Here is a 12,641-nt window from a genome sequence, read left to right on the forward strand (position 1 = left end):
GTGAAGAAATTGGAAATCACATTTTCAATTTCTGTCCTCTGATTAAATCATGGATGAGTTAATCAGAGGTTCCTATAATTCAATTCGTATTGATTATAAAGCAATTGAAAATTGCACCGTCCATTTCTGCTCTTTGATTAACTCATGAAAGAGTTAATCATAAGCTCCTTCTGAAACTACTGATAGATGTAACGGTAATCGGATATGAATTGTTGGTGGTAAGAGTCTTGGTTTTTTATAACTAGGCTCTTAAAAATGGCGATAACTTATTTCTATTGATTGCTGCGAATAATGCAAAAAAACCGATTGTAGTTATCAGACTTTTTTCCCTTGTATGTTTTTAATGAGTTAATTTTTATTTTATTAATGGTAAAACATATTTGAATTTCTGCATTTAATTTAAATAGTAATACTAGTGATAAAATAATGATTGCAAATGTGTATACATTGAAAATACTGTTTTTGTTGCAATAAAAAATTCACAGAATTTTGTTAAATCCTTTCTTTTTTAAGGTTTTATTCAAATTTTTTTTTAATTTATTGATTTACATGGGTTAATTATCTAATAAAGAACGAACGTTTAACTTTTTGTCATCATTTTGAAGTATTGTTGTCATATTTTCTTCTTTCCTTTCATTTTGACTGCGTTTAATATTCCTGCCACCAATTTGTAGCAACTGTATAAACCTGTGACTTTCGGTTTTCTATAGGAGGGCAGCATGCAGCAAATTTGTCCAGAACCACGTGTGTGGAATAAAATCTATATCGATTTGAAACGCAAGTGGGTAGAAAGTGGCCAAGAAGGTTCTCAACCACCAACACCATTAGTTGTTGACCTTTGGGCTTATAGTTCAGATACAGAAAAAGCACAGCGCTGGCAAGAAACTCTTGTATGGGCTTTGGAACACAGCTGTTATTCGGTTATTTCTCGAATTAGAGATGAGCAAATGTATACAGGTGTTGCCTGATATATTAATGCACGAATATAAATTGCCTATGGATGGGCTGAATTATTTCTCGTAAAACGCCTTTCAAAATAATTCTCTTCCGTAATTTATTCAAATATCAAAATTGCTAAGCGTATATTTTTACTATTTCGTTAGCACATATTTGATGTTAGTCAATTGCTATTACTGATTTTAATGCTGGTAAAATATTTTCCAGTAATAAACCTTGAGCTTCTTCGGTTGGATGAATTCCATCGTTTTGCATTAAATCAGGTTGCGTTGCAATATTTTCCAGAATAAATGGCACTAAAATAACATTTTCATTTTCGGCCACACGTTGATAGACGTTGCGAAATTCATCGGTATATCGCTGCCCGTAGTTGGGTGGAATCTCAATACCCAACAATAGTACCTTGGCTCCAGCATCTCTCGATTGTTGAATCATTTTTGTTAAGTTTGTTTCCATCAATTTAAGCGGATAACCACGTAAGCCGTCATTTCCTCCAAGCTCTATGACCACAATTTCAGGCGAGTAGGTTTCAAGCAGCTTGGGTAAACGTGATAATCCGTCGCCGGTTGTATTGCCGCTAACGCTCGCGTTAATTGTTTGATAACCCGACTCTTCGAGTTGAAGTTTTTCCGATAATAAACTGACCCAGCCATTTTGGGGGTTTATGCCGTAACCAGCGCTAATACTGTCGCCGACTATTACCAATGTTTCTGCACTGCTTATTGCCGATATCAACATCAACCATCCGCCAATGATGGTTTTGTATAGCAACGGTATTAAGCTGGTGGGAGTCTTAGTTTTGGTCATAACGTTCGTATTTCTAGAGTTATCGATAACTGAATTTGTTGCTTGAGTCCTGTGAATGACTCGTTTATGAGCTTTTGCATTTGTAGCAACGTAAATGGGTTAATCAGAGGTTCCTTCATTCTGATTTTCGAATTAGACGAAAGTTCTTTATAGATAGCTAGTCTAGATAGACTCAATAATAATGCGTAAATGGAGAGCTCAACCTCAATTTGCGCTGCTTGTAGGAAAATATAGAACTTGGCGAATGTTTCTGTAGTCACAGTAATTTGCTTTGAATAGGTCATTATTACTAAAAATGTTATTAATTAGTGCGTATAGGAGTCGGTCTTGCGTATTCTGAAAGCCCAGCAAATTAACAAGACTGTTACCACCTCTGATGGTCAATTAACCATCATCGAAAACTTATCCCTGTCAGTCGAACAAGGCACCAGCGTTGCCATTGTGGGCGCTTCCGGTTCGGGGAAGTCCACCTTGTTAGCGCTACTCGCCGGTCTTGATGTTCCAACTTCAGGGGTCATTGAGCTGAACGGCAAGGATTTAACCGCCATGGATGAAGAAGGCCGTGCGAAAGTCCGCGCCGAGTCAGTTGGTTTTGTCTTTCAGTCATTTCAGCTCTTACCAGGATTATCAGCACTTGAGAACGTAATGCTGCCGCTAGAGTTGCACGGCGCTCCTGATGCCGAGGTACGTGCCCGCAATTATTTGGAACGAGTTGGACTTGGTCACAGAGTTGCCCATTATCCCAAACAACTTTCCGGTGGAGAGCAGCAACGCGTTGCTATTGCGCGAGCTTTTGCCAGTGAGCCGAAGGTGTTGTTTGCTGACGAGCCCACCGGAAATCTTGATAGCGTCACCGGCGCCACGGTCATTGAGCTGCTATTTGATCTAAACCGCGAGCAGGGTACAACGCTAATCCTAGTTACTCACGAGCAGCGTCTTGCCAATCGTTGTTTACGGCAAATCACCATAGATGCTGGAGCCATTACTTCCGATTTGTCGGTCGATGAAGATGAAATTCGAGTGGAGTTGAGCGAATGAGTGACTGGAAGCTGGCGGCGAAATTTCTGTGGCGCCACTGGCGAAGTGGTGAGTTAAGAGTTTTGTCGGCTGCTATCGTTTTGGCGGTTACTGTAGTTACTGCCATCGCCGTATTTGCCGATCGAATGGATCGATCTTTACAGCGCCAGAGCAATGCTTATTTAGCAGCCGATCGAGTTATTACCGGTCGATTTTCCATTCCAGAGCAGTGGCAAGATTTAGTGTCTGATCTGCCGCTAGAGCAAAGCTTTACCGCCCAGTTTGGCTCGATGGTGTTTGCCGAAAATGACATGCAGCTTGCTTCTATCAAGGCTGTTGCTCCCGGCTATCCACTTCGAGGTGATTTGGAAGTCAGTGACGTGCCGTTTGGACTGGGCAACGAAGTTTATTTTGCCGATGGTATTCCCGAGCCCGGTGAGGTCTGGGTTGACTCGCGATTACTTCCCATACTGGATATAGAACTAGGCGATACACTTGCGGTAGGTAACAGAGACTTTAAAGTCAGCAAGGTCGTTATCCACGAACCTGATGCGCAACAGGGTTTCTCTGTTACCGGCCCACGAGTATTGATGAACTACGCCGATGTTGAATCAACCGGTGTTATCCAACCCGGCAGTCGGATTTTTTATAAATGGTTGTTGGCAGGTGAGGACGGTTCTCTCGACGAATTCGAGCAACGAATTAAGCCCGAGCTGGGTGAACATTTTCAGTTCAGAACCCTGCAAGGATCGCAACGCAGTATCGGTTCTGCGCTTGATCGCGGTAAAAGCTTTTTAATGCTTGCAGGAATGATCGGTGTGTTATTAGCAGGCGTTGCTATTGCCATTGCCGCCCAGCAGTTTGCCGAAAAACATGTTGATACGGTTGCGTTGCTAAAAAGTTTAGGTGCCGGAGCGCCAAAAGTTAGAAAACTTTACTTCACACAAATGCTCATGTTGGGTGCTGTCTCTTCTGTGCTGGGCTTAATTACAGGCGAGTTTTTACATCAGTTAATTGCGTCGTCTTTGTCGTCTTTATTTGGTGTTGAGTTGTTGCCAGCTTCTTGGACAGCCTACGGCTTAGGATTTTTTACCGGTCTAATTTGTTTGCTGTGTTTTGCACTTCCACCCATCTGGCCGTTACCGACCATTTCACCGGTTCGAGTATTACGCCGAGAAATCAACATCGAACAGCTGAGTGTGCGCACTCGCGCATTGATTGGCTTGTCGGCAGTGATTCTTTTAATTGCCATTTACAGCCAAGACCTAAAATTAACGGTAACAGTGATTGTTGGACTGATTGCCATTTTAATTGTGGCGGTTGGCCTAAGCCTAGCGATGCTGCGATCCAGCGGTCAATTAGGCGCAAAAGTGGGGAGTACTTGGCGCTTAGCAATCTCCAATCTCCAACGTAATCCTGGCCATAGCACCACTCAAATTGTTGTATTTTCCTGTGGAATCATGTTGCTGATGGTTTTATTTACGGTTCGAACCAGCCTTATCGATGAATGGCGCCTGCAACTGCCAGAAAACGCGCCGAATCATTTTATTTTAAATATTGGTGCTAATGAGCGAGCACCGTTGATCGAAGAGTTTACCGCTAAGCAATTCGAATTTAACCCGCTGTATCCTATGGTTTTAGGTCGCTTGGTGGGTAAAAACGGCGAAACTTTTAGCGAAGAAGATCGCGATCTTTCCAACGCGCTGCGTCGTGAACTCAATCTGAGTTGGACCGACTCTTTGGCAGCAGATAACAACATTATTGAAGGCCAATGGTGGGATCAGTGGCAGAGTGTTGACGGAGAAAATGGTGTATCGGTTGAAGCGGGTACCGCACAAGAAATTGGTATTAAGCTCGGTGATGAGCTGATCTTTAGCTTGGGTGGTTTAGAGCTAAAGGCCCGCGTTAGTAGTATTCGCACAGTAGACTGGAATGCATTAACACCCAATTTTTACTTTTTATTTTCACCAGGGGCATTAGATGACTATTCACCTACTTATCTTACCAGTGTCTTTGTGCCCAATGATGACAAACGGTTTATTAACGAGTTTCTACGACGTTACCCTACGATAGTCATCATAGAAATCGATCGGATTATCGAACGGATCAAAGCCATCGTGACGCAGGTGAGTCAAGGGGTGGAGTTGGTCTTGTGGGTTGTATTACTCGGCGGTGTTTTGGTATTGATTGCAGCAGTCAGCGCCAGTATGGCTAGACGTTTACACGAATCGAGTATTTTGCGCGCTTTAGGCAGCGGTCGTAAGTTAATTGTCGGCAGTTTATGGTTGGAGTTTTCCCTACTTGGATTTGCCTCGGGTTTACTCGCTGCGTTCGGTGCCGAACTTATTTTATTTGCTCTTCAATCATTAGTGTTTGAGGCGACTTCCAGAATACATCCATTGTTATGGGTGTTTGGGCCAATCTTAGGCGCATTCTTTATTGGTCTTTTGGGGGCATTTGCTTGCCGTAAAACGGTAACTGTTCCGCCTGCACTGGTATTAAGAGAGCTACAGAGTTAACCAGAGGTTAGAAATTGAAATGCAATTTCCAATTTCGTCATAACTTCAATCAATTACTGTTCTTGAAATTGGCGACACTTCTGTGTGTCGCCTGAGATTCTGGGCTATTCGGTGTTTGCTTGAGTATTTTTTCTTTGTCTGGGTTACGAGAGTTCGCCAAAGAGCGTTTAGTCTTGTTCAACGCAAATGCTTAATCACCTGTAGCAAATCAGGAATCAACTGTGCGTATATTCCCACTCGTCCTGCAAATGTCGCTAAATCTTTTTCAGCAATAGCTGCGCGGTTTTCTGTTTGATCAATAATTTCGGCAAGGATTTTCTTTGCTCGCCAGCGATTGACACCATATTCAGTAAGCGGCGACAGCAGTGGTGCTATCAGAAGCGCGGACCCTAAGCCCCCCATTGCTCCAATCACAGATACCCAACCTGGTACGCCTGTCCAAGATAGCCAAAGTCCTGCGAGAAAAGATTGTTTACTGATATACACACTCGTGGCAGCGGCAGAACCTAGAGCCGCGGCGCTACCAAAAGCTGCCTTGTCGACAACGCCTCTACCCAACACACCAACTGCGAGAAACATAACAAACTCGCGACCACCTTCTTGGGGAATTTGCAGACGGTTAATGGCTTTTAATAAATTGGCTTCTGATTGTTCCGGAGGAAGCTTTCGAAGAGTAGCCGTTAACTCGGATAATTCGGATTTGTTGATAGAAGGGTGTTTTAATAAGTGCTGAGAGAACAACTCTTGCAGTTGATTAACATGCAACAGCTCATCTTCAATAATTTTTAGAACGGCTAATTCTTTTTGTGAGAGCTTAGATTCTGCTTGCGCAGATAACTTATGTTTACCAATAGGAAGTAACTTGGTTGTTTGTACCCATAAACTTCTAGGCAAAGCCAAAAGATCTCTCGGAATATCTGAGCGATATTGCCAGTGACGCTTACTCACCGCTTTTAGGTTTGCAAAATGTGTATTGTAAACGGCGTCTAAACGTTGACGAGCCGCAAAAAAGTGCGCCCGGTAAATACCTTGCCAGTGGTGTTCCCAAGCTTCTACACTGGTGTAATTTTCAAGCGTATGTATATTCATCAGGTCAGATTCAAAACCAGTAATCTAACCTCAGACATTCAATAATCGCAATTCGTTTACTTATTTATACACAGAGTGGTTCTTACAGAGTTACCATGTGTAAATTTTAAAAACGTAATCAACAGTTATCGAAGGGTATTTGATCGGTCGACTATTTGATGCTCGATGAAACAGGCTTTGAACAGCTCAAAAAAATACTTTCAAGAGCTGCAAGAGACTTAATTTCACTTCGATCATATATTTTAGAATCATCTTCTTTATTAGCGGCTCGGCCAACGGTAATTGTTTGACTTAAGCCGACTCTGGCAGCAAGAAATTCTGAGTGTGTAGAAAAATTAACTTTGGCATTCATAATCTAAATTCCTTGAGTAGAGATATGGGTGTTTAAACGAGCTAGCATAAACTTAGATTACAGCCTTGTTATCGTTAGCAAGGCCGCAATTGATAAGGCATTAAACTAAATAATCCCGCCCATCAAACCTTTAGTAACGGCTTGCTGACGGTTAACACTGTTGGTCTTCTTCATGCAATTCTGAATGTGGAAGTTAACAGTTCGTTCACTAACTCCAAGAATGCGGCTTACTTCCCAAGAGGTTTTACCCTTAGATACCCAACGAAGACATTCAATTTCGCGAGGCGTAAAGTTGACGGACATTTTTGCAGTACATCTGCTCAAAGCGCCTAACGCGTAATGGCTAATAATCAACCAATACCAAGAGACTTTCTCAATAAGTTCATAAGTGTATTCATCGCCGAATTCAACAAGAACAATAGAGCGTTGGTAATTACTACCACCTAAAGCAATTGCGAATCCATTAGGCGACTTGATGGCGGACTTAACATCTTTCAAATAAACAGGACACGAGCCGGTGTTTAAAGAACGAATTAGGTGTTGAGATTGAGTAGTAAGCCAATGAGTTAATTGCGAGCTGATCACACCAATAGTTTGATCAGACTTAATCTCCTCGACTGTTTCACTCGTACTAATCAAGGCGCAACTCACATACTGGAACTGAGTGCAAATATCCTTGAACACAGAGTTGAGTTCTTCCAAATCGGAAACTTTTTCGAACGAGCGTACAAAATTCTCTAGCTGATCCATTGCGTCTACCTCGCTGATTTCGCAAAACTACTTTTCGCGGTTAATTTGGGTTTGACTCAACTGAGAAAGACAGGACTGTTAGATTTACCAGTGGGGGTGAAACTATCAGTGGTTGAACAGCACTACTATTACTATCTTTCGTTGTGTCTTCGATGTGAAAGATCGTACGTTTGTAGGTGCGAACTAGCGATAACGACTGGATGATTTGCTTGTAAGTTTTGACAGTTATCTAAAAAGTTATATTGCTATCTTGTAAGATTTTGATTTTATTAAATTTTTTGTTTTAGGTTATAGCTTGGTTATAATTTTTTTGGGTTAATATTGTTCAAAAAGTATAAATATTGTTCAATTGTAAACAGGGCTTCTATCCGCTTGTTTATGTAAACCCTGCATAAACAGCATTATCTAAAATTATTTTTTGTAATAATTACACTTTTTGAATATCAGGTTATAGGTTTTATAACTGACATTCCAAATTTTTTTAATTTCCAGCATTCTCTACTTATCAACTTTATGGCTTACTCTAAACAGATATGTAGAGTTTATTGAGTATGGAAATTTTTTAATAATTTGGTTAAAAAGCAGTCTGTGTGAGATTCTACTATAACCAAAATTATTGTGTTTTTTAGAGCTACTCCCTAACCCGATCATATTCGACATTTTGCTCATAAAATATGCGTTCGAATCAAATTCTCCAGATCAGTTGCATACAAGAACGGCAAAAAATTCTACCAATATGTGCTTTATCAAATGATCAATATTGGCAATTTCCGAAATAATTGTAAGGCTATTATTTGATCAATTTGTGTTTGAAAAACAGATCTACATCACTTCGATTTCGATTGAAAATAATTGTTCGTTATTTGTACTCATTTCTTCTCTGCTTTTTCCTGTTGTGAACCTCAGTTGATCGACGTTGTTCAGCCTTTTTTGAATCGTCGTTTCTATTTGTGTTGAATTTCACTGATATAACTTTAGAGACTGCTTCAAAATCTATGTAGAATGGATAAAGTAATTAATGTCAAGACAACAAAATGGGGGCTGCCATGCATATTGTCGTTGGTGCACCTGATCAGTCCCGCTGAAAATATTTAAAATACAGCCGAAAACTAACGCTTATTTTTTAATCTACGGAAACAGTTGTTAACTAGTAAATTCCCTAAACACTATTAAGTCGGTTATGCTGAAATCAATGAAACCAGTGAAGGTTATTTTGGTAGCGGTAAGAGTTGCTCGGCGATGTCAAATGGCGGTTTTTGAATTACCACAGACAAATAGAAAAGTTTGTTCTTACTACTATAATGAACGTCAAAAGTGCAATTCCATTGCCTCTTAATAGGAAGAAAGCGACTTCTGATAATGTCGTCTATATTGACACGTTCCGCTCTTGCAGATCTTTAGGTTTGAGTGGGTTTCGTCATCAACAAGTAAATCATCGAGCCTGTTGGTTCTCTCGATTTTGCTAGCTCGTTTGTTGATACCTATTTTGTCGAGAGGTTTTGATATATACCTCTCGACAGCTACTTCAGCTTAAGGTTGATCTGGACAACTTCCCGGTGGGCCTTCACAAAATACCTGAGTAGATGGGCCTGATCCAATTCCTAAGTCGAACCAGTTTTTAGTTTCTAGATTTTGAGTGGTTGCTGCAAAACTGCTAGCGCTTGAAAAAATAGCTGATAAACACACCAAAAAAACCAATTTTTTCATGTCTTTTCTCCGTTTAATAAATATTGAACATTCATATTAGTATTATTTTTTTTTGCATATCAAACAGTATCCTAAGATTTTATTCATATATAAAAATATTTTTTAAATAAAAATTAAAAATTAATTCTTTAGTGTTATATATTGTGCTGCATAGGTTTATTTTTAGGTAAATTCTTATGGTGTTAGAAGTGCTTAATTATGTATTTCTTTTAAGTGTGGTGCGTGACTAAATGTCTAAAGATACTGTAGTGGAGTTTGTTATAGATAAGCCAAGATCAGAAATTTAAAAAGTCAGTTGGTGTTTTGATAGGAGTTTATTTTTGTATCCAATTTTTACGTATAAAAAATTGTCTGTACGGATATATTCGATTATGGCAAGGCTTCAGAAACAAAAGAATTTCTTCAAGAAGAATTAATTATTCGAAAATTATTAACTAATAACAGAATATCTTGTTGGAACTAAGAGTTTGTGACTTTAAGCCAAAACCGCTTGAGCAAGTTTAAATCGAATTAAACAAGACAACCTTTACTGATTTCTTAAAGAGTAGGAGTAGTACTTCAGAACGAAGTAAACCGACAAACAACGCTGAGTTAGACAGGTTTTTTAGAAAAAATATATGGAGTTCAGTAACTTAAGCCTATTAAATATTACTTAATGCTCATGAAAGGGAATAAGTGTTACTGATTTACTCCCTTTCGTAAATGCAAAGATCAAATATTTAATTAAGGCCGGCTAGGGCAAGTACTAAAATCGGTATTTTCGCAGCCACTTTGAGTTGATGGTCCAATACCCAAGTCAAATAAATTTATATCATCTGTTTTTTGGAATGTTTCGGCAAAGCATTGTCCGCTAATGGTTAGAGTTAGGCCCACCAGTAAAGCGCTTAATTTTTTCATTTTAACCTCAAAGTAAATTGTTTTATGTGATAAAAAGTAATATTAGAAGTTTATCAAAATAACTTTTTTTTCGCTCAGTTAATTTCAGATTAATTTATTATCGAATGTTGAATAATCTAAGGTTTACGTTATATAAAATGGCAACCTAAGAGTGGTCAGTTTATTGTAATTTTATCGATAATTTCTAGACGACTTTTGGCATCGCGATAATATATTTTCTTCCCGTCATTCGAAAGTACAAAGAAAGGGGCGGTTAATATTGATGAAAGTTTTTTTGAAGTTTTCTTTTCAGTTAAGAAATTAAATGTGTGTAGTACGAGGTTGTTATCTTCGTAGGTGCTCCACATTAAAATATCGCTTTTAATCTGTGCTCCTCGGAATCTAAAAATAACTTCGGAAGGTATCTTTAAACTGTAACTTTTTAATATTTTAAGGTTTTTATCTGTTTTATATATACTTCGATCTGCTTTGATTATGTAATAGCTTTCTTTATCGCTGGATTCTTGAATAAGGGAAATGTTTTCTCCGATAATATGTGATGCTCCACTTTCTATATCAATGTAGCCTGCCTGCCAGACATCAAATAATTGGCTTGTAAAGAAAATTTTTGATCTATCCGTTGATAACTGTATCGAAACTAAATTATCTTCCGTTGGTATACTTGCATCTATATTTCCTGTATTTAAGTTAGTTATAATTATGTCATTTAGTCTATTTTTTGTGACAATCAATTTGTTATTGTCTTTCGATATTCCTAAAATATAACCTAAGTTGGGTGAATCATATATAATTTTTGACTCTTTATTTGGTGTTACTTTAAGTATTTCCTTGGAAGTAAAATCTTCGTTATTTTGAATGTAATAATAATCATTATCTAACACGAACCCTACAATTCCGGCATAAAGTGGGTCAGGAATGCGACTTGATTCGGCAAGGGTTTCGGTATCTAGGCCGACTGTATATTTTTCTGGAATTTCATAACGCATAGCTAAAAATTCATTATCACTTGCTCGTGTAACATTATGATATAGATTGCGGCCATTTTTGATTAGGTCTTCAGATTCTAAGGTATTTGCGTCTAAGGCAATTATTTTTTGAGACCCGTTAATTATAAGAGTGTCATCGTTTAGCCAAACAGAGTCATATATGAGGTTAGTACTTAAAGTAGAAACTACGTGCTCACCAATTATTTCTTCTGTTTGTGAGTCTAAATCCAGGATATGAACTGTAACCGTGAATGCTGTTTTATTGCTAATTGAAAAGTATGAAGCCCGTGATCTGGATGGAGAATATTCCCAGTTAAATTTGTACGCTCCAATAGCATCACTTGATAATATCTCAGAAGCGATCTTTGAGTTATTTCGGTTAAAGCTAAAGGTCTTTTGAATTCCTATATCTACACCATGTTCCGTCACTACTAACGTATCTTCATTAAATCCGTGATCTAGTTGCCGTAAACGTTTGTCTGATTTAAAGATTTCTTTTGTGGGCTCTGGGGAGTCGTTGTCTAAACTTTTAATCTTTATTACGGAGCCTCCATTTTCTGAAGATACATAGCCAATTTCACGAGAGCCTTGTAAGAAAACTGTGCTCATTACAGACTCTTCCGGTTTTGAAATTTGTTTTATATAACCGGTATTTAAGTCTTTGATAAATAGTTGGTAACCCATTTGTTCTGACATTCTTGCCGTAAAGGCGAGTTGGGTGCCGTCATCGGAGACCGCCATTGAGGTTTTGTCAGATGGGAAAGTTTCAATGGTTTCGATGGTGACTTTTTCTTTGGGTTTGCCCGTTAGGTTTATGATTTCTGAGTTTTGCGCCAGTATTAGTATGGCCGCCAACGTAATTACACAACCGAACGCTAGAAATATTCCCAGTTTCGTTTTTTTACGATTTATTTTTTTATTTGCGTTGTTATTTACAAAACCACCACGAGCTTCTAGTAGGTGATTTGTTTGTTTTTGAATTGGAGGTTTTGTGATGGCTTCAGTGCGGTGGTGTTCCGAAGGCGTTGCGGCACTAATTATTGATGTGTCTACAGTGTGTTGATTATTTTGTGTAAGTTGTTCGTTTTCGCTTAGTTGCTTATTTTCGGAGCTATTGTCTATTTGCGACGTTAATTCGGAAGTTTCATCAACATCTTTTACGTCTGTTCCCGGAGCATGACTACAGAAATCTATTTCTGCGACTATTTTGTAGCCGCGTTTGGGCAGTGATTTAATAAACTGAGGATTATTGGTGTCGTCTTCTAGAATTGATCGAAGCTTACTGATGGTTCTTCTTACAGCGGTGTCGGTTACTATTCGTCCAGCCCAAAGTTCTTCATGTAATTCCGATAGAGGAACATATCTATCACGATTGGCTAACAAATACAGTAAAACTTCGAGAAGTTTCGGTTCTACTGCCAGCTCGGTGCCTTCTCGATAGAGAATGCAGGTGGTTGGGTCCAAGTGAAACGGACCGAATTTCATGACTGAGCCTTTGTTTGACATAACCTCGTTTAAATAAACCCTTATTCCTTGCGTTTACTACTGCGAAACTTTTCA

At 39.0% G+C, this 12,641-nt stretch carries 9 protein-coding genes; 3 read left to right on the plus strand and 6 right to left on the minus strand.

The annotated features are described in order from the left end of the window. Positions 1-719 precede the first annotated feature (719 nt). Positions 720-968 carry a hypothetical protein gene (locus ACYQ28_RS18280; protein WP_460052554.1) on the plus strand — a complete coding sequence of 83 codons (249 nt, stop codon included), beginning with the start codon at positions 720-722 and terminating at the stop codon, positions 966-968. Positions 969-1,116: 148 nt separating this feature from the next. Here the strand turns inward: ACYQ28_RS18280 and ACYQ28_RS18285 are convergent, their stop codons facing one another. Next, complete coding sequence (locus ACYQ28_RS18285) at positions 1,117-1,764, minus strand: arylesterase (protein ID WP_460052555.1); 648 nt, start codon at positions 1,762-1,764, stop codon at positions 1,117-1,119. A gap of 333 nt (positions 1,765-2,097) precedes the next feature. Between ACYQ28_RS18285 and ACYQ28_RS18290 the strand changes: the two genes are divergently transcribed. Further along, entirely contained in the window at positions 2,098-2,802 is a 705-nt protein-coding gene (locus ACYQ28_RS18290) for an ABC transporter ATP-binding protein (protein WP_460052593.1), read from the plus strand. Continuing rightward, complete coding sequence (locus ACYQ28_RS18295) at positions 2,799-5,300, plus strand: ABC transporter permease (RefSeq protein WP_460052557.1); 2,502 nt, start codon at positions 2,799-2,801, stop codon at positions 5,298-5,300. The genes ACYQ28_RS18290 and ACYQ28_RS18295 overlap by 4 nt, the downstream gene beginning before the upstream one ends. A 177-nt stretch (positions 5,301-5,477) precedes the next feature. Here ACYQ28_RS18295 and ACYQ28_RS18300 read toward each other — a convergent pair whose 3' ends face one another. The 5 genes from ACYQ28_RS18300 to ACYQ28_RS18320 form a co-directional block, all read right to left on the minus strand. Then, positions 5,478-6,389, minus strand: a complete 912-nt coding sequence (locus ACYQ28_RS18300) for a hypothetical protein (protein ID WP_460052558.1) — start codon at positions 6,387-6,389, stop codon at positions 5,478-5,480. 151 nt (positions 6,390-6,540) lie between these two features. Continuing rightward, positions 6,541-6,741 carry a hypothetical protein gene (locus ACYQ28_RS18305; protein ID WP_460052560.1) on the minus strand — a complete coding sequence of 67 codons (201 nt, stop codon included), beginning with the start codon at positions 6,739-6,741 and terminating at the stop codon, positions 6,541-6,543. A 105-nt stretch (positions 6,742-6,846) separates the two neighbouring features. Beyond that, on the minus strand, positions 6,847-7,491 hold the full coding sequence (locus ACYQ28_RS18310; RefSeq protein WP_460052561.1) for a helix-turn-helix transcriptional regulator: 645 nt from the start codon (positions 7,489-7,491) through the stop codon (positions 6,847-6,849). 1,530 nt (positions 7,492-9,021) lie between these two features. Beyond that, entirely contained in the window at positions 9,022-9,198 is a 177-nt protein-coding gene (locus tag ACYQ28_RS18315; protein ID WP_460052563.1) for a hypothetical protein, read from the minus strand. A 1,052-nt stretch (positions 9,199-10,250) separates the two neighbouring features. Beyond that, on the minus strand, positions 10,251-12,566 hold the full coding sequence (locus ACYQ28_RS18320) for a winged helix-turn-helix domain-containing protein (protein WP_460052565.1): 2,316 nt from the start codon (positions 12,564-12,566) through the stop codon (positions 10,251-10,253). Between the last annotated feature and the right edge of the window lie 75 nt (positions 12,567-12,641).

It is taken from the genome of Sessilibacter sp. MAH1 (assembly GCF_054658315.1).